Annotated in this window: 18 protein-coding genes; all 18 read right to left on the bottom strand. The window is 48.2% G+C overall.

The genetic code is table 11. The features are described 5' to 3' along the window. Positions 1-38: 38 nt before the first annotated feature. On the bottom strand, positions 39-587 hold the full coding sequence (gene rfbC, locus LG383_RS16105) for a dTDP-4-dehydrorhamnose 3,5-epimerase (protein WP_225759653.1): 549 nt from the start codon (positions 585-587) through the stop codon (positions 39-41). A 51-nt stretch (positions 588-638) separates the two neighbouring features. Beyond that, positions 639-1,511, bottom strand: a complete 873-nt coding sequence (gene rfbA / locus LG383_RS16100; RefSeq protein WP_225759652.1) for a glucose-1-phosphate thymidylyltransferase RfbA — start codon at positions 1,509-1,511, stop codon at positions 639-641. A gap of 86 nt (positions 1,512-1,597) precedes the next feature. Then, positions 1,598-2,485, bottom strand: a complete 888-nt coding sequence (gene rfbD / locus LG383_RS16095) for a dTDP-4-dehydrorhamnose reductase (protein ID WP_225759651.1) — start codon at positions 2,483-2,485, stop codon at positions 1,598-1,600. Beyond that, the gene (rfbB, locus tag LG383_RS16090) at positions 2,485-3,570 is read right to left on the bottom strand and encodes a dTDP-glucose 4,6-dehydratase (protein ID WP_225759650.1); all 1,086 of its coding nucleotides are present in this window, start codon (positions 3,568-3,570) and stop codon (positions 2,485-2,487) included. Before rfbB ends, rfbD begins: the two co-directional genes overlap by 1 nt. 66 nt (positions 3,571-3,636) lie before the next feature. Then, positions 3,637-4,662 (bottom strand): glycosyltransferase family 1 protein, encoded by a 1,026-nt coding sequence (locus LG383_RS16085; RefSeq protein WP_225759649.1) that lies wholly within the window; start codon positions 4,660-4,662, stop codon positions 3,637-3,639. Then, entirely contained in the window at positions 4,650-6,662 is a 2,013-nt protein-coding gene (locus LG383_RS16080; RefSeq protein WP_225759648.1) for a glycosyltransferase, read from the bottom strand. The genes LG383_RS16085 and LG383_RS16080 overlap by 13 nt, the downstream gene beginning before the upstream one ends. A gap of 301 nt (positions 6,663-6,963) precedes the next feature. Further along, entirely contained in the window at positions 6,964-8,067 is a 1,104-nt protein-coding gene (locus tag LG383_RS16075) for a hypothetical protein (protein WP_225759647.1), read from the bottom strand. Positions 8,068-8,192: 125 nt separating this feature from the next. Continuing rightward, on the bottom strand, positions 8,193-9,104 hold the full coding sequence (locus LG383_RS16070; protein WP_225759646.1) for a glycosyltransferase family 92 protein: 912 nt from the start codon (positions 9,102-9,104) through the stop codon (positions 8,193-8,195). A gap of 226 nt (positions 9,105-9,330) precedes the next feature. Further along, positions 9,331-10,386: a DUF563 domain-containing protein gene (locus tag LG383_RS16065; RefSeq protein ID WP_225759645.1), complete on the bottom strand. Its 1,056-nt coding sequence runs from the start codon at positions 10,384-10,386 to the stop codon at positions 9,331-9,333. Beyond that, positions 10,379-10,927: a hypothetical protein gene (locus tag LG383_RS16060; RefSeq protein WP_225759644.1), complete on the bottom strand. Its 549-nt coding sequence runs from the start codon at positions 10,925-10,927 to the stop codon at positions 10,379-10,381. Before LG383_RS16060 ends, LG383_RS16065 begins: the two co-directional genes overlap by 8 nt. Further along, positions 10,924-14,232, bottom strand: coding sequence for a glycosyltransferase (locus LG383_RS16055; protein WP_225759643.1), 3,309 nt, complete (start codon positions 14,230-14,232; stop codon positions 10,924-10,926). The genes LG383_RS16060 and LG383_RS16055 overlap by 4 nt, the downstream gene beginning before the upstream one ends. 295 nt (positions 14,233-14,527) lie before the next feature. Then, positions 14,528-15,730, bottom strand: a complete 1,203-nt coding sequence (locus LG383_RS16050) for a sugar transporter (RefSeq protein WP_225759642.1) — start codon at positions 15,728-15,730, stop codon at positions 14,528-14,530. Positions 15,731-15,744: 14 nt separating this feature from the next. Further along, entirely contained in the window at positions 15,745-16,395 is a 651-nt protein-coding gene (locus LG383_RS16045; protein ID WP_225759641.1) for an ABC transporter ATP-binding protein, read from the bottom strand. Positions 16,396-16,407: 12 nt separating this feature from the next. Further along, a complete protein-coding gene (locus tag LG383_RS16040; RefSeq protein WP_225759640.1) occupies positions 16,408-17,208 on the bottom strand; it encodes an ABC transporter permease in 801 nt (266 codons plus the stop codon). Between the two features lie 54 nt (positions 17,209-17,262). Further along, positions 17,263-19,026: a polysaccharide biosynthesis/export family protein gene (locus tag LG383_RS16035; protein WP_225759639.1), complete on the bottom strand. Its 1,764-nt coding sequence runs from the start codon at positions 19,024-19,026 to the stop codon at positions 17,263-17,265. 17 nt (positions 19,027-19,043) lie between these two features. Further along, positions 19,044-19,418, bottom strand: a complete 375-nt coding sequence (locus LG383_RS16030; protein ID WP_225759638.1) for a hypothetical protein — start codon at positions 19,416-19,418, stop codon at positions 19,044-19,046. A gap of 485 nt (positions 19,419-19,903) precedes the next feature. Further along, complete coding sequence (locus tag LG383_RS16025; RefSeq protein WP_225759637.1) at positions 19,904-20,416, bottom strand: 4-hydroxyphenylacetate 3-monooxygenase reductase subunit; 513 nt, start codon at positions 20,414-20,416, stop codon at positions 19,904-19,906. 17 nt (positions 20,417-20,433) lie between these two features. Beyond that, complete coding sequence (hpaB, locus tag LG383_RS16020; protein ID WP_106995708.1) at positions 20,434-21,996, bottom strand: 4-hydroxyphenylacetate 3-monooxygenase, oxygenase component; 1,563 nt, start codon at positions 21,994-21,996, stop codon at positions 20,434-20,436. Between the last annotated feature and the right edge of the window lie 438 nt (positions 21,997-22,434).

The following is a 22,434-nucleotide window of genomic DNA, read 5'->3' as shown; positions in this document are numbered from 1 at the left end:
CATCAGAAAACGCCCCGCGTCACTGCGGGGCGTGTGACTCAGAAGTACTCTGCGTCAGGGAAGGATTTGGCAATGCTGTCTTTGGCGGAGGTGAGGATCTCGCTGTCGATTTCTGGCCATGTAATTCCGATGGTCTCATCGTTCCAGCGGATGCCGCGGTCGCTCTCCGGCGCATAGTAGTTGGTGGTTTTATACAGGAATTCTGCGGTGTCGCTCAGGGTCATAAAGCCGTGGGCGAAACCTTCCGGGATCCACAGCTGACGCTTGTTCTCACCCGACAGATGCACGCCCACCCACTGACCGAAAGTCGGGGAGTACTGGCGGATATCCACCGCCACGTCGAACACTTCCCCGGCCACGCAACGGACCAGTTTGCCCTGCGCATGGGGCGCCAGCTGGTAGTGCAGGCCACGTAACACGCCCTTTGAGGACTTGGAGTGATTGTCCTGGACGAAGTTTACGCTGCGGCCAATGGCGGCTTCGAACTGCTGGTGGTTAAAGCTTTCGAAGAAGAAACCACGGTCATCGCCAAACACTTTTGGCTCAAAGATAAATACGTCGGGAATTGCGGTCTGAATTACGTTCATGATGACGGCCTGATTCATAAATGGGGCAGTTCGCCCCAGGAAAAACGGTGACTACTTAAGCATTTTCAACAGATATTGCCCGTACGCATTCTTCGCCAGCGGCGCGGCTAATTTGCGCACCTGGTCGGCATCGATAAACTTCAGACGGTAGGCAATCTCTTCAGGACAGGCCACTTTCAGCCCCTGACGGGTTTCGATGGTCTGGATGAAGTTGCTGGCCTCAATCAGGCTCTCATGGGTGCCGGTATCAAGCCAGGCATAACCACGGCCCATCATGGCAACTGACAGATCGCCCTGCTCAAGGTAGATGCGGTTCACGTCGGTGATTTCCAGCTCGCCGCGCGGCGATGGTTTCAGGCTTTTGGCAATCTCAACCACGCGGTTGTCGTAGAAGTAGAGGCCGGTTACCGCATAGTTGCTCTTCGGTTCCAGCGGCTTCTCTTCCAGGGAGATCGCGGTACCTGCATGGTCAAACTCCACCACGCCATAACGCTCAGGATCATGTACATGATAGGCAAAGACGGTGGCACCCGCAGGTTTCGCCGCGGCGGCTTCCAGCTGTTTCTGCAGATCGTGACCGTAGAAGATGTTGTCGCCCAGCACCAGCGCGCAGTCGTCGCTGCCAATGAACTCTTCACCGAGGATAAAGGCCTGAGCCAGACCGTCGGGGCTTGGCTGCACTTTATACTGCAGGTTCAGGCCCCACTGGCTGCCGTCGCCGAGCAGTTGCTCAAAGCGCGGGGTATCCTGCGGGGTGCTGATGATCAGGATATCGCGGATACCTGCCAGCATCAGGGTGCTCAGCGGGTAGTAGATCATCGGTTTGTCGTAGATCGGCAGCAGCTGTTTGCTCACCGCCATGGTGACCGGATAGAGACGAGTCCCTGACCCACCGGCCAGAATAATACCTTTACGCTTGTTCATAATCCTTCATTCTTCTGTTTGGTTACATGTTCCGGGAGGGCAAAACGCCCTACAACAAGGCATGCATAGCATACCCTGAGTTGCATTTATTTCCCGAGAATTTCGGCCAGCATGCGATCCACGCCGATAGTCCAGTCCGGCAGCGTCATCCCGAAGGTGCGCTGGAACTTGCTGGTATCGAGGCGTGAGTTATGCGGACGTTTTGCCGGGGTCGGGAAGGCGCTGGTCGGAACGGCGTTCACCTGGGTTACGGCCAGCTCAACGCCTGCCGCACGAGCGGTGGCGAATACGCGCTGGGCATAGTCGAACCAGGTGGTGGTACCGGAGGCGATCAGATGATAAAGCCCGGCAACCTCAGGTTTATCCTGCGCGATACGGATTGCATGTGCGGTGCAGTCGGCCAGCAGTTCTGCTCCGGTCGGGGCACCAAACTGATCGTTAATGACTGACATCTCGCTACGCTCTTTACCAAAACGCAGCATGGTTTTAGCGAAGTTGGCGCCGCGGGCGGCATATACCCAGCTGGTGCGGAAGATCAGATGACGGGAGCAGAGCGCAGCGGCCTGTTCGCCCGCCAGCTTGGTTTCGCCGTAGACGTTCAGCGGGGCGGTCTGGTCTGTCTCGACCCACGGCTTTTCGCCGCTGCCGTTAAAGACATAGTCGGTGGAGTAGTGCACCAGCCACGCGCCCAGCGCTTCGGCTTCTTTGGCGATGGCGGCAACGCTGGTGGCGTTGAGCAGCTCGGCAAAGTCACGCTCGCTCTCGGCTTTATCCACCGCGGTATGGGCGGCGGCGTTGACGATCACGTCCGGCTTCAGCAGACGCACGGTCTCGGCCACGCCTTCCGGGTTGCTGAAGTCACCGCAGTACTCGGTAGAGTCAAAATCTACCGCCGTAATACGTCCCAGCGGCAGCAGCGCGCGCTGCAGCTCCCAGCCCACCTGGCCATTTTTGCCGAACAGCAGAATATGCATCAGTTGCGCTCCTGGTAGTTCTTCGCGATCCAGTCCTGATAACTGCCGCTTTTCACGTTGTTGACCCACTGCTGGTTATCCAGATACCACTGCACGGTTTTGCGGATACCGGACTCGAAGGTCTCCTGTGGCTGCCAGTTCAGCTCGTGGCTCATTTTGCTGGCGTCGATGGCGTAGCGACGGTCGTGGCCCGGGCGGTCAGTCACGTAGGTGATCTGGTCGCGGTAGGAGCCGGTTTTCGGCACTATCTCGTCGAGCAGGTCGCAGATGGTGTGGACCACGTCCAGGTTCTGCTTCTCGTTGTGGCCGCCGATGTTGTAGGTCTCGCCCACCACGCCGGTAGTGACCACGGTGTAGAGCGCACGGGCGTGATCTTCGACGTACAGCCAGTCGCGGATCTGATCGCCTTTGCCGTAGATTGGCAGCGCCTTGCCGTCCAGCGCGTTGAGGATCACCAGCGGGATCAGCTTCTCAGGGAAGTGATACGGACCGTAGTTGTTGGAGCAATTGGTGACGATGGTCGGCAGGCCATAGGTACGACGCCATGCGCGCACCAGATGATCGCTGGAAGCTTTCGACGCCGAGTACGGGCTGCTTGGCGCGTACGGGGTGGTCTCGGTGAACAGCGGTAACTCAGTGCCTGCGCTCACTTCATCCGGGTGCGGCAGATCGCCATACACTTCGTCGGTAGAAATGTGGTGGAAACGAAACGCCTGCTTGCGGGTTTTATCCAGCTCGCTCCAGTAGGCGCGGGCTGCTTCGAGCAGCGTGTAGGTGCCGACGATATTGGTTTCGATAAAATCGGCCGGGCCGGTGATGGAGCGATCCACGTGGCTCTCGGCGGCCAGATGCATCACCGCATCTGGCTGGTGAGTGGCAAAGACCCGGTCCAGCTCCGCACGGTTACAGATATCTACCTGCTCAAAGGCGTAGCGGTCACTTGCGGCCACGTCGGCGAGGGATTCGAGGTTGCCTGCATAGGTAAGCTTATCAAGGTTGATCACCGCATCCTGAGTGTCACGGATGATATGGCGAACAACAGCAGAACCGATAAAACCGGCTCCACCGGTTACAAGAATTTTCATAAGCGTTTTTTACTTTTTCTATTAGATGAAATGGTCACCAGAAGGCAGTCTCTGCTCTGTCCTGTGTTAATGCATTAACGAATACGTATATTCCTTCGCATTATTCGCCAGCGCCTGACGCTTTTGCCCGGAATTAACCAGCAGCGATAAGGTGTCGATCCACTTTTGCGGATCGTTGTTCAGCAGCACGCCGTTGATATTTTGCTCGATAAAGTCGCTGTACGGGGCGCAATTACTGTAAACCCCTACCGCGCCCATGCGCACGAAATCATAAAATTTTACTGGCCCGCGCGCCATATTAAATTCCGACTTCAGTAACGGGGCCAGACCAATATCAACCCGGTGATGCTGGGTGTAATCCAGATAGTTCTGCCAGCTCATCGGGTGTAAAACCGTCACACGCGGTAAGTCACGGTAAAGCTTATAGATTTCATGCTCGCCAAAAATTTCGAAGCTGGCCTGTGGGCACTGGCTCAGCACGCCTTCGACCACTTCCCGCAGCCAGTATTTTTCTGCCTGATGCGAGCTGGAGCCGTGATAAGCAATTTTAACCGGCCGGGTGACGGCCAGCAGCTGCGGCGTGGGCTGGGCGGGCACCACATCGGGATTCAGATGCGCATATTTGTTGGCCAGATACGGCGTCGAGACCCAGATAGTGTCGCAGTGGGTGGTGATCCAGCGGTGCTGCGCCGCAGAGCGCCGGATGATTTTGGTCCGGTAGGCTTTGGGCAACGCCGTTAAGGCTGACGGATCGAACAGATCGTCATCCATGAAATAGACCACCTGGGAAAGGTCGTCGATATTGCGCGCTATCTCGCGCTGCCACTCTGTGGAGATAAAGCGAATGACCACGATGGCAGTTCCTTTATCCACTTCGATAGACGGTGTGGTCAACGTATCCACCAGCCGACAGACGGCGTCGGGAAAACGACTTCTGATTGCCGCTTCAAAATAGGCCAGCGTCGGTGAATTCCCCTCATGCAAAATCAACAGTGAGCGGCACTCGGGCCAGCTCTCCGGCTGCGTCTCGCTGCTTTGCTTATTCAACTTCAGGTAAGGTTTAAAGAGTGCCTTTCTGATTAATTCGTCCATGGCAGCACCACATTAGGAGCATGACTTAACGAGAAATCGGGTCGGTCATAGCTCAGGTTGGGATTGTATGCGGGATCGTGCTGGAGCCGCTGCGCCCAGCGTTTTTTCATGTAGCGCAGCTCACCCTGGGAGCGCGCCAGCTGTTCTGGCGTGACATCTTTGCCGCGGGAGACCGACTCATGATGGTACAGCTCGGCAAAGGGGGTCCAGACGATCCGCCAGCCAGCCTCGCCGACCCGCAGACAGTAATCCACGTCGTTGAAGGCCACCGGCAGATTCACTTCATCTAAGCCGTTCAGGGACAAAAAGAGCTGGCGAGGGGTGAGCAGACAGGCCGCCGTCACCGCCGACAGCTCCTGGGCGCTCACCGCCCTGCGCTGATAGCCAGGTTCATCGGCGGCCAGCCCACTGTGAAAGTGATCGGCACAGCCGCCCGGCCCGACCGCGTCGCCCGCATGCTGCACCCGGCCATCGCCGTAAAAGAGCCTTGCCCCGACTATCCCGACGCCCGGACGCAGCAGGTGAGAGACCATCTCATCCAGCCACAGCGGGTTGATCACCTCGGTGTCGTTGTTGAGCAGGCAGATCAGCTCGCCTGTCGCTTCGCGCACTCCGGCATTGTTAATAGCGGAGTAGTTAAACGGACGATCCCAGGCGATAACCCGGACCCCGTACGCCTGGGTGATATGTTCAAAATAAGCCAGGGTTTCAGGGTCGTCGCTCTGGTTATCCATCACCATGATTTCGATATTTGGATAACGGGTGTGCTGCACCAGGCTTTCAATACAGGGCTTGAGATGCGCCAGGCCATTGCGGGTGGGAATAATCACCGATACCCGCGGCAGCTCTGCCGGGAGCGGCCAGCGCCAGCGGCAGATGCCGTGCGGAGCCGACTCCAGCGTCACCCCGACGGGCAGGTCCTGCAGCAGGCTGGCCAGCGTTTCATACCCATCCTGCTGCGGGAGCGTGTCCGGGACGTGCATCAGCAGAGCAGGGATATGCGCGATATCCTTCGGGGCGAGCTGGTGGGCCAGCTGCAACCATCCGCGATAGCTGTCGGCCCCATCCTGCGGGATGACGGCAGTGCCCTGTTCCCGCCAGAGACCACACCAGCCGATATAGTTCTGACTGTGCAGCAGGGTTTCGTTCCAGTCCGGCTTGAAGTCCGGCGAGTGGCGCTTACCTTTTTCATCCAGCAGATCGTGATCGCCGTAGATCCATTTTGCGTCCGGAGTCTGACGCAACTGGTGCGCCAGCCACACTAACGCGGCCGGAGCCAGTTCAGCCCCCACGGGGATGGCCCACTGCCATTCGCCCTCAGGTCTGTCTGCGGCAGGCGGCTGTTCCAGCACGGTGATATGCGTTGTCGGATAACAGAGTGCTGCGATGCTGGCCAGCGTGCGCTGGCGTGCCGCCTCATCGCCGCCGTTCACCAGATGCAGACAGACGCGGGGCAGGTTGCCCCAGCGGGTCAGCAGACGATCGATCAACCGGCGCTCACCGGGCTGCACGATATCGAAATTAGCCAGCCAGTGTTCGTAGGCGTGCAGCGGCCTGTCGTCGCGGATCTTGCCAACCAGCTCGTAAGCCTGCTGTAAATCGGTAAACCACAGGTGCCACGACAGCCCCAGACGTTTGCGCTTTTGCGCATTCAGGCGCTGATAGAAAGGCCACACCCGGCGCAACCGGCGCCAGAGACTGTTGCCCGCCGACACCTGCGCAAAGCGGGTAATATTCAGTTCGCATTCCGCCCCTTCGCTGCTGGCGAGCAGACCCACCTGGCAGGCACCCACCGGCAGCCAGACCAGCTCCTGCAGGGTGCCGCGACGGGTAATAGGCAGGATCTGTTCATGCCAGAGCCCCTGGCTGCACTGCCAGCGCAGACGGGTTTCACCCCGCGGCTGGCGGGCACGCAGGGTGCCCTGGATCAGGAACCAGCCCGCGCGGGATAAAGAGGTGTCTGGCAGCGCCAGAGGGTGCCAGTGGTAATCGCTATGCATTAGGGATTCACAACCCGGAAGTGGGGAAGGCCACTTCTGACTCCTGTCGAATATGGAAATAAGAAATATAAAAAGCCAAGCTTAAACTATTAATTTTTTTGGTTTGAAAAACTAGACTGGAGTTGCACTTCAGTAAGTTTCCCATAAAAAATAATATCCAATTTTATAAGTTATGCTGCTTTTCCGCTTTGAAGTGTCTATTCAGATACAGTATATAAATCGAAGTTAACCGGCAGCACTAAAAGATGTCATGATGTCCTGAAGAAATACTGAAAATGATGTTTAGTTTGTTTTTGCACAGTTAAATCGAAGATAAATTTTTACAATTTTTTCTAAATAGATTGTTTAAGCGTTCTTTATAAAAATCTATATCCATTTCTTGTATTGATCTTCCATTAAAAGATGAATGTAAAATGGAGAATATAAATAAAAAACTAGGGCGGCCATCAGTGATTTCTACCATGGCCTCATGACTTAATTTCTCTTTAAGTAATAGCAGTTCCACATGAATATTTTTAGCCCAGTTTGAATTTTCTACATACTTTAAACATTTTTGAACACCATCTTCATTTTGAGATTCTGAAAAGAAAAACAAAGTTCTGGTTTCTTTCCGCTTTGCAAATAAAGCATCATCAGCTCTTGATAACAAAACGTTTGGAAATGCGGAAATAATTCCTTTTGTTATATGTAATTGTACGGTTCTGAAAAATGAACCATTACCAATAATGGTGGATGGATGAGCATAATACAAATCCTTATCTATTTCTCCTTTGAGTCTCAGAGATGACAAGTAACTATCAATAACGGATTGATCGCTAAATAAGTTATAAAGGAAACAATAGCCTAGTATAGAGGGATGGAGGCTTGAATCAACAAAAAGCAAGTCAATATTAAGGTCATCAAGTGAACTTAACTCAACAGTCTTTTGGGAATATCTATTTTGGAAAAAACAATAATTCCATAACGGATGTTGATAGATATTGTTTTCAGTATAATTACCAGCTCTTTTATTTATAAACTCTCGGAGATATAAATCCCAAAAAATAAACCTCACGTTTTTTATTTTGTATATTTCATCAAGTGCTTCTAGAGCCTTGATTAATAGTTCTTTGTCATTTTGGTTATTGATATTTTCTTTTTTAATTGCAAGGTGTCGCTTTTTATGTGGAGCACTAAATATTTCATTGCCAAATCGGAAATCACCTACAAGGACATATATTTGTTCGTACTCATTTTCAGCTGCTTTTAAAAATGAGATAAGTTCAGGATCCCAAATAGGTAGGCCAGGCAAAGCATAACTATCAACTTTAGGTAAACCGGTGAGAGTGGTTTTGGCTAAATATTGCCATCTTACAATATGTGATGGGCCTAAAATGCATGTTGTAGCATTATTGCTTTCTTTCATTTACACTTTCTCTTTTATAGGTGCCATTTTTTATAATTATTTTATTTTTATTCAAGCATTTATCATTATTTTAAATGAAAAAAGATTTATATTCATTGTTAAAATAAAAATATAGAACTATTTCATTAATCTTTTCGTTTTCTCAACCAACGGTGCAATCTCTTTATTAAGCTATGAGGAGAAGATGATGATATCTGAATTGAATCAAGTTGCGTGGTAAGTCGCTCCATCTCTATCTTTATGGCAGGAACCATTTCAGCAGCAAGATGGCACTCCTCATCATTACGATCATGAGCTATAAAATAGGCTTTGTGCTTGACCCGTTTAGCGGTGGCAGCACTACCTCTGAGATGCTTGCCAAGTAAAAACTCTTCGAGGGATTTCACGGCGTAATGATTGACACGTGCTCCTTCCCATAAGATTTCTGCACTTACGCCATTTCCGTGCTTAGGGTGTGAAACAAGGTCACGTCCCAATGCATCAACATAACGGCCAGATCGTAGTTCTGCGAAGTGGGGATTAAGGAAGTGCTGAACTTGGGCTGGACGAACGATACTTTTGAAATTGCGATGAACATTGAACCGTTGAGGTGCTCGGCGTGTAAAGCGTTCAGTCACTAATTTATCTTCGGCAAACATTTGGTTATTAGAACCGAAATTTGCCCAATTTAGAGCGACGGCGCTGACACTGTCATCTGCAAAGCGCTGGGCGACAAATTCCTTCATTGACAATCCGGAACCTAGCGGCATAAGGAATTCATCAGCATCAATAAATGCAAGTAAATCAACTTCAGAAGGGCAAATATTTAATATTTTAGAATAGGCAGGTAATTGTGGTTTTTGCCCAGTAATCGTAGGGTAATCAATTACAATTATATTTTCAATATGTGACAAAGCATTTAAGAGTTCACGACTACCGTCTTTGCTGTCATTGTCAGCTATTATAAAACCATCTGCACCTAGCACCTTGTGATAGGCGATCCATTCTAGAAGCGATTTTACTTCATCCTTAATAATTGCAGCGATATATAATTTCAAGTTCGGCTCTCATCAATAATTCCATGAATAATTCGTTAATTTTTACGAGAGTTATAAATCATTGGAAGTAAAAATTAAATATTCTAAATGCACTCAAGAATTTAAATTTAAATTTTCAATCAATTGGTAAATAATCAAGGAAATAACATGTTGCATTTTGCACTATCAAATTAAAATAGTAATTATATTTTAATTTTTAATGCATTACTTAAAATTATATTTTATATTAAGTCTGATTTTCTTTGTTTTTATAAAAAAGAGTGATGTCTTTTATTATCTCATCATTGAGTTCAGATTGCGAAAAATAATCGTCTGTAATAAATGAAAATTCTTTTAATCTATGTATGAGGTTATTTAATGAAAACGAAACAGATAAAGCATTAGCTTCTCTAAGTTCAGTATCTACAATTTGAACATCATCAAAAGTATAGATTTCAGGAGTGACTCTTTTAATTAAATCTATAAAGGTTGGGTAATTTTTTCTCCTTGATATTAGAAATATTTTTGCTTTGATTTCAGGGATAAGATCTAAAGTATGTAATGCACTGCCTTCTTCAGCTACGATATGTGTTGCGTTGTAAAAAAGTTTAATCTGTTGCTCAAGAGGTAACTTTTCTGGGAAAATCTCAGTGTAATTATTTTTTTTAAGAAGTTCGGCAACAACATCTAATCCAGCTAGTCTTCCTTTTAGTTTGAAGTAGCGGCGCGAAATGAATATTTTTTTTGGTGAATTGTCGTCAGTATATTGACCCTTATTATAAAAGGATGAGAATTCTTTCTTATGCCAAGATTCTCTGAATCCGATGCCATGACTTTGTGCTGGAGCTATTAGTTTCTCTATCTGAACAGCATCAGTAATAAAATGTATTTTATCTCGTTCTAGATTGAAAAAATCGAATAAGTCCAAAACATATTTCGGTAACTTTTCAATGGTATCATTAGTACTTCTGCCCAGAATTATGATTTTATCAACTATATCTCTGTATTCATTATAAGCCCAAGCTCGGCTGAGTGTCTGAGTAATTAAATGGCCGAATTGATTAATGAATGGGCCAATGTAAAAGCATGTCCCAGATTCTTGTTTATAAGTTAATGTTTTATGGACTTCAATTAGACGACTTTCATTAATAAGGAGCTTCTTATTCTCTCCGCGAACTAATCCGCGTACAGGGCTAGTTAAATCGTCGTGAACGATACCATGTATATAATTTTCATAAATTTCTCGACAATCTAGTGAGTAAGGAACGATTTTTGCATTTTTAAGAAAATATACATTATTCATTCCATATGCCTTTCAGGATTGTATTAAATTCATTAATGGTGCCATCTAAATTTTCTGAAGATGTATCAATAGTGTACGTCGCAGAATTGTAGACTTCAATTCTGGTTGGAGAGTATTCTATAGAACAATGAGTAAATAAGTCCCTGGGATCTTTAGGTCTATTGGTTATGTACCGTTCATGTGCTATTTTCGGTTTGGCATCGATACATATTACATTGTATATGCGTGAATAATGTTTTAATAGATCTATGTTCTGAAATGCAGCACCAACATCAACGATATATCGCTCAGTTGCATTTCTACCTATAACTTCAAATAAATAATTCATTCCCAGAATGAAGAAAGCCTGAGTACCTAGCTCTTGCATTACACGATAAGCACCGCCTGAATCGATCAAATTGTGCTTACATGCAGCTTCGTAAACAATTTTGTCCAGTTCAAAGACATTCACTTTCTCGTTTAAATGTATATTTTTAATCAGGGAAGATTTGCCAATTCCTGATGGACCAATAACAAAAATGACATTTTTAATGAAGCTCATCGATATGTTTCCATCAACTCGGTAACTTGTTCATGCGCTGTTCTTATTTGTTGTGCGCCAATAGCTTGTTTGAATATTTGGGCATTTTGATCGATCTTTTGAACAGCGTCACAGATGCTCATTAAATCAGGATTGATGATTATACCTGTTTCTCCATCAATGACATCTTCTCCAATCCCGCCAAGATTACTTGCTACTACCCAACATCCACAAGCTGCAGCTTCCCTGGTTACCAGTCCATAACTTTCAGGCCATATAGAAGGTGCGAACAGAACGTCAAGTTGACGGTAAAGTTCGACAACGCGATCTTGTGGTACACGTCCAATGATAGTTACAGGCACATCTCCCCAAAGTGTTTTTTCAACATAGCTTTCATCTTTGCTGTGATCTACCAGCATCATGCTAATGTGGGTAGGCTGTATCTGTTCAATAGCTTTTTTAAGTAAGAAAAATCCTTTATGAGCTGACATGCCACCAATATGCCCGCAAATAACACGGGTACTGTCGCTTGTATCTTTAGAAGCCCAAGGTTGAGTCGAACTAATACCATTACGATTAACCCGGATTTGACTGAATCCATTTTTACGATAAATTTCTGCAAATGCTTCTGAAACCGTCAATACTTCTTCTGCTCCTAACAATAAATCAGATAAGTATTCGATACGTTCAATAGACTGAGAAAAACTAACGTTATTTGGTAATAAACGCGGAGCGAAGCGGTCCGGATGACCTTCTGGGTATAATTTACCTTCTGAATCTACAAGGAATTGGAAGTCTGAAATCCACCATGCATCATGCGCTGTAACAATATACGGGATGCCCATATCCCGGGTCGCCTCTACGACTGAACCAGTAAGTCTTTGTACGCAATGGAAGTGAACTAGATCAGGTTGTTCAAGTTCTAAAAAACGTTCGAAGAGATCGTACATTTTCGGATCTTGAGGATGCCAATCCATATTCTCGCGATGAAGAATAGTCGAACGATAAACAGTAATACCATCTTGTTGATAGATATCTAGCTGATAAGGGGTAGTACAGCGCTCATCAGAAGTGAAAACTACCAACTCTATCTCATCTCCATAATGAGACTGTAAAATTGCTACGTTGTCGGCCACGACACGTGTAGCACCACCTATAGCTTGCGGCGGATAAAAGACGTTAACCAGCGCGACTTTACGTTTTTTTGTCTTAGTCGGGGAAAGTGCCTCTAACTGAGCAACAAGATTTTTTCCAAGCGAAACTACACTGTAGTTCTGTTCAACTTTAGTTAAAGCTTTATCTGCTATCTGTTTGCGTAGAGATGCATCTTCAATCAAGTGACTTAATGCAATGACCCATTCTTCTTCATTGGTGGCAAGGAATGCATCTTCTCCATGAACGAGCACATCTCTGTAGTTCTGTGTAGTACTGACTACAGAAGGAATACCAAAGCAGGCAGCTTCAAACCATTTTAACTCGCTTTTACATGCGTTAATGACATCATCCTGTAACACAGCCAGGTTAATATCAGCCTGTTGCAACAAACTCCAGTAAGCCTTGATACTCGAAAGAGGCGGTACTTGCTTGAGTTGACTGGAAAAACGTTCAGTAAAGCTGGTTGGTAATTTTAAATATCCTGCGATGACTAAGCGTACATGAGGATATTTTACTAAAATTTGCGTCAGTGCCGGGAGAGCTTGTTCAATGAAATCGCTGTTATGTGCCTGTGTGCCGCTTCCGTAGAAAATGTCTATAAAATCACGATTATCACGATCAACGGGCTTGATAATACTGTGCTTATCTAAGCCATTACGATGCAGCAGGCAGATACCTGTTGTGACTAATGTCTTAAGCTTTTCACAGAGAGGCAGCGTTGAGGCAAGCCCATAACTGCATAAACGAGCCGCTGAATGAAACAGCGCCATGCCCTTGCGAAGCTCAATATGAGTATCGAGAGAAAGATACCCACCGTAGGTATCAAGATTTGCAGGATAAATAGTATCGAATATTAAATCATCAATTTCATAAATTGATATTCTGCCTGATGCATTTATTTGTGCAATTGACTTTATTACTTCCGGGACCGCAGGTACTCGATAAAAAATGACAATGTCATGTAAGGCCAATTCGTTTGCGTTATCAGCCAGACTAGTCCAATCAACACAAGTTACAACCTTACCTTGACTTTCAAGCTGTTCCGCTTTTTGTTCTATGCGGTACCGTACACATTGAGGTACATGATAATCACCAACAATTAAGATTTTATCATGGTTAATTTGTGACTTGGGTTTAATACCTTCGCTAGCACCGTTAGCAGTGAGATATGCATTATATATAGTTTGTGTATAAAGCCAGGTCTGATCTTGTAAATCACTTCGCTTATCTAACGAGGATAAAAGTTGTAATTTTCCGGCAAAAGAAAGGTAGTATTTATTTATGTATTGATCTAATTGCTCTCTCTGACCGGTAAACTCAGGATGTGCATGTAAACCTTTAGTAATAGCAGTTAGTGCTTCAAAATGTAAGTTGTTAGCACTTTCGGCTTGAGCTAATAACAGAAATAGCCAACGACTTGGATTATCATTAGGATTTAAAGATTGCAGATTGATTGCTTCGTAATAAATTTCAGCAGCAGTTTTGTAATCGCCTGCATCTAAATATGTATTGCCTAACAGTTCCAGAACTCGAGCTGTTGGGTAAAAATACAAAGCCAGACGATATGCAGAACGAGTGGCCTGACGATCATGTTCTGATCCATTACCTTTATGCTTAAGATAAAATGATTTGCCAAGGCGTTCATAGAACGCTGCATTATCAGCAGGGCTATCGGCGAATTTGATAGGTTGAGAAATATTACCGCTTAGCACATCTTGAATGAGTTGGATTGTGACATCTTGTCCATTATTTTTGTTACGTTCAAAGACTGCAATAATATCATTTTCATTTAAATCAAGCGTACTGTACCCTCCATGTATCTTCATCCATTCAACTAATGTTCTGGCTCGACCTTCTTTTTTACCATGAATTAACCAATGAACTTTTGCTTGAGTATTATTCATTTTTCCGTTTTGGCTAACATCAGGATAATTTCTGCAGTAAAAATCGGGGTCTATATCAAACTCAGTTTCTTGAAAATCATGTATATCATGATTTTTGAGTAATTGTTGCAAGTTAGGACAGCGCTGTTCTTTTTGACCAAAATTCTGCCAATGCCGATGTAACCCCTCCTCTGTTATTGCAGAGAGATCGCTATAATACTGACCATAGAAATGAGTATCTAACTCAGGAGAAAAAACAATTTTCTTTTTACGCTTGAACTTAAACATGCACTTATCTTTTCAATGAAAGTTTTTATTTGCGATAAAGATATTTTATGGGATGTAAATCTTTTCTCTCGATCCCAAACTATAACTTTTAACGCTACGTGTAATCTAATTAACATCGCATAGGGCAGATTTGCCTATGTGAATTAAAGTACGGCTATACACACTTCTATCTTTTTCATGGGTTTCAACCTCCTTGTTTTATTTATAGTATATGGTCATAAAAGAATGATGATATTTTTCTTTATGCATATATTTATAATTGTGCAAATTAGCTTTTAATAATAACTTAGTATTGTTAGTCCTGATGCTCACGTAAGGTTGCAATACCCATCACTATAAGACCATATAACAGGCATAGCAGAACGCCTGTAGTAAGGAGGTTATAGAGACGACGTGGATACTCCGCGTCTTCTGCCAGCGTTGGCTGGCTGATGACCAGAAGGTGCTTAAGTTTGCGATATGCCTCTACGCGAGCCTGTTCCAAGCTAATCAGCCCTGTTTTATAGAGATCCGCTGCCAGGGTCGCCTGCGTTTGCACATCCATATAGCGAGCCGTCACTTCGTTCATCGCATCTTTATCAGCACCGGTAAGTCTTGATTGCTCCTGAGCCAGTTGCTGCGTTAATGCATCAACCCTGGCCTGAACGGAAACAACAGCCGGTGCGGTTTCTTTCATGTAGCTTTGCAACTGTTTTAACTGGGCCTGTTGCTGTGCCAGTTGAGCTTCAATTTGACTCACAACACCAAGGCGGGCACTACTGGTCGATTCCGGGCTGATCAGGTGATGATTGTTCTGGAAATCGAGAACTTTGGCTTTTTCTGTCTGTACACGCTGATAGGCGCGATCGACTTCTTTTTCGACGAAAGCAAGCTGTTCCAGCGCGACCTGATGCCCCAGTTTATTAATAAAACGGTCAGACTCCTGAAGCATCAATGCCACTACACGTTTACCATACGCAGGATCAAACGCTTGTAACTCAATCGTGAGTACGCCAGATAACTCATCCAGGTGTAATGACAGGTGTTGACGATAATATTTGATAAATTCTTCCCGGCTGACATTGTCCGGCAAGCGGGAAAAGTAATCGACGCTGTGGCTCTGATAATGAGCTTTCAGGCCCAGTTCTTTGTCCAGCTTGTCGAGCAGATCCGGGGATTTAAGGTAATCCTGAATGATGAGTATATCTTCATGATTACTGCCGCCAATTCCCAGCATCGACAGGGCATCAGGCAGCATTTTGATCTGGTCTGCCTGCTTAACAACCAGCTGTGCCCGGCTCACATAGCGATCGGAAACAATGACGCAGAAATAAAGCGCAGCAATGGCAAAGCAGGCGACTACCCACAAAAAACTACCGAGTTTAAGGCTCTTTTTCCAGGAGCGGTGGGCAAGCTTAAAACTGCTGGAGTCAACAATGAAATGTTTTGGTTTAGTTTTTAATTTGTGCAGTTTGCGCATCAAACCAGTAGATTTGTTAGAGCGGGTTGGCTGAATCATGATTTTTGGGCTTGTTATAGTTTCTGGTAAATACGGATGGCATCTTCGATATCATCGAACATTTCAAGGGTGCTATTGCGCAGTAAAATACCCATATCGCACTGCTGGCGTAAGTTCTTCATATCGTGCGAAACCATGATCAGGCTGGCGGTCTCGCGTTTCTGATTAAAAACATCAATGCATTTCTGTTTAAAGCGAGCGTCCCCGACAGACATAATTTCATCGGTCAGGTAGATATCAAAATCAAAGGCCATACTGACAGCAAAGGAGAATTTTGATCTCATCCCGCTGGAATAGCCTTTAATCGGCAGCTCGTAATGTTGACCAATTTCTGAGAACTCTTTCACCCACTCTTCAATAGCCTGCGTATCACGCACACCATGAATACGGCAGACAAAACGGGTGTTTTCACGTCCGGTCATACTGCCCTGAAACCCACCATTGAGCGCAAGGGGCCAGGAGACGCGACAGTGACGTGTCAGTTTTCCCTTACTGGGCATATCCATTCCGCCCAACAATCGCAGCAGAGTTGATTTACCTGCTCCGTTAACACCTAAAATACCGATATTGCGGTCACGGGGTAACGTAATGCTCACATCACGTAAAACATAGTTACGACCAAATTTGGTAGGGTAATACTTCGATACGTTATCCAGAATGATCATGCTTATTCTACTTTAGCTGGCAATCAGGCGACGATGGCTCAGGCGATAGCAGCTCATCGCAAACGTCAGCAGTACCAGAGTCACACAAGATAAATATGCCCCACTGACATTCGGGCTGGCATAGCCTGAAATCCAGCTGCTTCGGATTAGCTCAACGGCGTGTACTAATGGGTTCCACAAGAACCAGTGTTGATATTGTGGCGGGATGGTCGCAAGGGGGTACATTACGCAGGAGATAAACATCAGTGGCATCATCAGCAAGCCCAGGAATTTATCAGCTTCTTTAAATAAATTACCCAACACACAAAAGATGATGCCCAGTGAAAACGAAAAGATCATTAACAGGAAATAGATAAGAACGACTTCTAAAGGATCGCTGGGGATTGCATCAAAACCAAACCACAGTAACCCCAATACCAATACGCAGCCCACTACCATCCCAATAACCGTTTCGAGAATAAATCGGGAAACAAAGGTAGCGAAGGGCGTGACCTGCCGGTAGCAAAACAGTCCTTTATTCGCATTAACAGCCGATTGCAGCTTACTCACCACGTTCCTGAAAAAGAGAAAGGGCAGGTAACTCGCAGTAATAAACAATGGCGCAGGTGCACCACCAAATCCGCTATGCCCGCGCATGCCAAAAATCAGGCTGAACGCACCTATCATCAACAACGGATCCAGCAGCGCCCAGGCATACCCCAGCCGGTAACTCCCAAATCGTGTTTTCAGTTCACGGATAAGCAGGCCAAAGGTGACATCTCGCAGCACCTGAAACGAGCTGCGGGGTGTTTGATTGAGAACAGGTTTAAGCATGAGAAGGCCGATATAACAGAACGGGCCCGCCGTTAAGCGAGCCCGCTATGAGGGTTAGTTCAGGACCACGTTGGCCGCCACGGCAACCTGATAGATGACCTGGGTAATGTCTTTGATGGACTGCATCATTTTGCTGTCCACTTTCGGCATGACCAGAATCTGATCGCCCGGCATGACATTGCCCCCGTCTTTAAACTCCATCAGCCCGTTGGCATGCACCACGGCAATACGCTGGTCGTTCGCACGGTCGGTAAAGCCGCCCGCCCAGGCAACGTAGTCTTCAAGTTTCGCACCTTCGTTGTAGACCACCGCCTGCGGCATCATCACTTCGCCGCCAATCTGAATCAGGTCGGTCTTGTTCGGGATCACAATCTGATCGCCCTGTTCCAGCAGGATGTTGGCAATCACGCCTTTATCCGACACCACCACTTTCCCCAGCGGCTGGATCTTGCGGGCTTTTTCCACGAAGCGCATCACCAGCTCGGCTTCTTTGGTCCGGATAGACGCTTCACCGTCGGAACTGGCTGGCGCGGTAAACACGCTGCGCTCCAGGCGGTTGAGGGAGTCTTCCAGCATCTCTTTCTGCCGCGCCGCCACGCTCTTACGCATGATGTAGATCGAGCCGTAATCCGCCATGTTTGGGTCAATCGGGATGTGGTTCAGCAGATCGTGCAGACGGGTCTCTTTACGTACGGTGAAGTAAGATGGCCCACGATAGCTGCCCATCACCTGCACGTCGTATACCTGCGCATGCATGTCGTCGTTAAACAGCACTTTGTCGCCGTCGCTCAGCTGAATGCGGTCAAAATCTTTATACGGCATATAAACCGAGAACGGGCCATTGGAGCGATCGCCAATCACGCCCACGTGGCTCACCTTGGCGAGCGGCAGGGCATAGTCGATCAGCTCCGAGCCGAGCGCGGTGCTGTTTTTTAACTCGAAGCGGAACGGGTTACGCACTTTACCGGCCACGTTGATCATCGGGCCCTGCGGCTCAACCAGAATGACATCCTGATCCTTCAGGGACAGCTTCGGCATTTTGCCCTGCTGCATAAATTCGTACAGATCGATTTGCTGGACGACCCGGTTCTGACGTAACACCTTAATATGACGGTAGCTGCCGCGATCGGAGTCGATGCCGCCTGCGCGTTTCAGGAAATATAAAACGCTATCGGAGGATTGTCCGGCATATTGTCCCGGACGGATCACCGGGCCGGTAACAAATACGCTGACCGGAGTCGCGGTAAGCAGATTAACGTAAACATTAACGTTATTGGTGAATACTTCGCTTATGTGGCTGGTGACTAAGTTATTGACTTTACTTGCCGCCACGTTTTTGACATTAATCGGGCCGACGTCAGGAATGAAAATATTGCCCTGATTGTCAACGGTGACCACGTTGGAGAAATTGACTGCGCCCCAGATCCAGATATTCAGCTTATCGCCGGGAGCGATCAGGTAATTATCGTTTAAGCCGTCGCTGCGCTCGGTTTCATAGCCACCGGCAAACAGGTTGGCACCGTATGGAGGGGGCAGGCCGGACTCGGACTGCGGCAGGAGTTTACGCACATCGGACTCGCCCGGAAGTAACATGCCCTGGCGGTTTTGCTGCGCAAAGGTACCGGTGGTGGAGGAGGTGTTTGCCTGGCCGCTCATCGCCTGTTCACCACCGAGCTGCAGTCGGCCATCGCCGGTATCTGCCGGGGTATTCATGCCAAAGGCCTGGGCATCTTCCTTAGTGGGTGCAGCAAAGGCCGCGCAAGAGGCGCAGGCCAGCAGCAGAATGGCACTCAATTGCCGAAATTTCGTTATTTTCACAACATTTCTCTTCAAAATTATTGCACGGCAAGCAGGTTGCTGGCGGATGCCTGTTCCAGTTGCGGTACCAGATACCAGGTATCACCGTTCTTGCAGGTCACGCCATGCTGCGACTGGTTGTAGTTGCGGTTACGCAGCAGTTCAATACATTCCAGACCCAGGGCGGAGACATAACGCTGGCCCAGGATATAGGTATTGCCATTGGCGCTCAGAGCCGCGCCCTGAGGCAGGCTATTCAAAGGTTGTTGCAGATTGGCTGACATGGGCTGGAGTGTGGTTGAAGCGGCCGGATTGACAAGCGGTCGGGAGGCTTCAACCTGCTTCGGGGAATATGCACAGCCGCTCAGAATGAGGGCGAGCGAAATCACCAGAAGGCGAGTTGCGTTCTTCATTTGTAAATATTTTCCATATATTCGGAACCTGGCGTGTAAATATAAAAATTCGTCGGTACCCGACTGTTTATATTGCCCAAATAGTTGACCTGAAGGTCAGGAAGCAGAGGCGGCATAGCTGAGGAAGTGGAGCAAAAAAGGGCAAAAAAAAGGTAGGCTACCGCACGGAAATGACGATTCCGGTCAAGAAGTGTCCAGTTTGCTTTAGGGTGCTGCCATAAAAAAACTATTCAGTAAACAACTAAAACGTTTTTTTATTATTCATGAAAGTGTTTTTGTGTCGCGAAGATTACATAATTTTGCAGTTTGTGTCATTTCAAATTTAAGAAATCTGCCCTGAAAAAGGGGAAAAGTCCGAAACAACTATTAACTCTGGTGGGGGGAGTAGAAACTTATATTGTCATTAGTTTCAGATTGTGATTGTTTCATTTTGAGCAAGTGGAAAACTAATAAGCGCCAGCCGAAAATTCGGCTGGCGCAGGGGATTAAACGGTCATTTCTTGTTCAATTAACACCGGGTGAAATCTGCGCTTAAAGTAAATCAGCCCGTGTCCCTCCTGGCTCAGGAGGATATTTTTGATCTCCACCAGGTACACCAGATGGGTGCCGATGGTCTGGACCTGGCTTATCTCTCCCTCCAGGCTGGCCAGCGCCTCTTTCAATACCGGCTGGGCCAGCTGGCCTTTTTGCCAGCAGGAGAGGGTAAATCGCTCTTCCATTGCCATGCCGGTCATCCCGGCAAAATGGCGCGCCATTAGCTCCTGCTCGTGATTGAGCACATTAATACACAGCTTGCCGTTACCCTGAAATACCGGGTTCATGGCGCTGTTGGCGTTCAGGCACACCATCACCGACGGCGGCGTATCCGTCACCGAGCAGACCGCCGTGGCGGTAATGCCGCAGCGTCCGGCGTCGCCATCGGTGGTAATCACATTGACCGCCGCCGAGAGGCTGGCCATCGCGTCGCGAAAACGCAGGCGTTGTTCATCATGTTGCATCTTGACCTCCCGCTGCGTTATTTCAGCAGCTTGTCCAGCAGGTTTATATCGGTGTTGTTATGCAGGTGCGGAACCGTCCAGCCGTTCTGGTCGTACTCAGACAGGCAGCGGTCAACCATCGCCATCATCTTGTCCATATTGCCGGAGCTCTGCGCCTGGCGCAGACACTGCAGGCGGATTTCATCCTGGCTACCGGAGTAGTTGATCTCATACAGCTCGTGACGACCGCCGAACTCGCTGCCGATGGCATCCCACATCAGTTTCAAAATTTTGATGCGCTCCACGTGGTCCATGCCGTTGGAGCCGCGCACGTACTTCGCCAGGTATTTGTCGATCTGCGGATTGTTCAGATCCCTGGCGCTGGACGGGAGGTAAATCAGGCCGCTGGTAACGTTACGCTCGATGATGTTTTTGATTTTGGCGTAGGCCATCGGGGCCATCACGCGGTAGGTTTGCAGCGCCGCGTGGTCCGGCAGATAAGCGCCGTTGACCCACGGGGTGGCTTCCGAGCACATGGAGTCGCTCAGCGCCCAGAACATGTTGCGCCAGGCCACCACTTCACCGAGATCGGCCTGTACCCCGCGGAACTCAGAGGTGCCTGTACACTCCAGCGATTTTTTCAGCAGGGCGGTGATGAAGTCGAGCTTCACCGCCAGACGCACGCACGCCTGCAGCGGATACATGCGGGCGAAACCACCCTCCATGGTCCAGCGACGGCAGCGGTCGAAATCGCGGTAGATCAGCACGTTCTCCCACGGGATCAGCACCTTATCCATCACCAGGATCGCGTCGTTCTCGTCGAAGCGGCTGGTGAGCGGGTAGTCGTAAGGGGAGCCGGTCGCGCCGGCCACCAGCTCGTAGGAGGCGCGGGAGATCAGCTTCACCCCTTCGGCATCCATTGGAGCGACGAACATCAGGGCGAAGTCCGGGTTGTCGCCCATCACCTGCGCCGAGCCAAAGCCGATCATGTTGTAGTGAGTCAGCGCCGAGTTGGTGGCGACCACTTTCGCGCCGCTGACGATGATCCCGGCGTCGGTCTCTTTTTCCAGCTTGATGTAGACGTCTTTCACCTCATCGGCGGGTTTGTGGCGATCGATCGGCGGGTTGACGATAGCGTGGTTAAAGTAGAGGCCACTTTCCTGAATGCGGGTGTACCAGTTGCGGGCGTTCTGCTCGAACTGACCATAAAAGGCCGGGTTAGCACCCAGTGCACAGCCGAAGGCGGCTTTGTAATCCGGGGTGCGACCCATCCAGCCGTAGCTCAGGCGTGACCACTCGGCGATGGCATCCCGCTGCTGGCGCAGGTCATTGGCACTTTTCGCCACGCGGAAGAATTTATGGGTGTAGCCGCCGCTGCCGGTATCGGTGTTCCAGCACAGCGCGTCCTGCATGTCGGGTTTGTGCAGCGCGTCGTACAGTTGTGCGACCGAGGCCGCCGCATTGCGAAACGCCGGATGGGTGGTCACATCTTTTACGCGTTCGCCATAAATGTAGATCTCCCGGCCATCCTGCAGGCTCTTCAGATACTCTTCACCGGTTAACGGACGGGTAGTGCTGGCACGGAAATCTTCGGGTTTCATATGGACCTCGTATCGGTACGGAGTTGTTAAATTTGTGTTTTGTTTTTGTTGTTTAATTGAAGCGTCATGCAGGGGTTTCGTGAAGGGACGAATAGGTCAACGACGGGTACTTTTCAGGCGGGAGTGAGAATTGTGATCGGGGTGGGTTTTGCCGGGTGGCGCTGCGCTTACCCGGCCTACGGTCCGTAGCGCCACCGGGGGAGAGTGTGCACCGGGTCAGTAAACGGGGGCACTGACATAAATTCAGAAATTAACCATACGATTTAGCATGATATTTTTTTGGAGGAGGATTAATAAGGATTAACCATAAAATACATAAGGAAATCATTATGGCAGTTCCTGCTTATCTCTGGCTTTATAATCAGTCCGGTAAGCTTATATCTGGCGGAAGCGATGTTGTAAACCGTGAGGGTGCCATTGAAATGCAGAGCTTAAACC

This window comes from Leclercia sp. Marseille-Q4284, from assembly GCF_916618945.1.
Taxonomy (GTDB): Bacteria; Pseudomonadota; Gammaproteobacteria; order Enterobacterales; family Enterobacteriaceae; genus Enterobacter; species Enterobacter tamurae.
The sequence above is the reverse complement of the archived record's forward strand: the minus strand, read 5'-3'. Positions and strand labels throughout refer to the sequence as shown.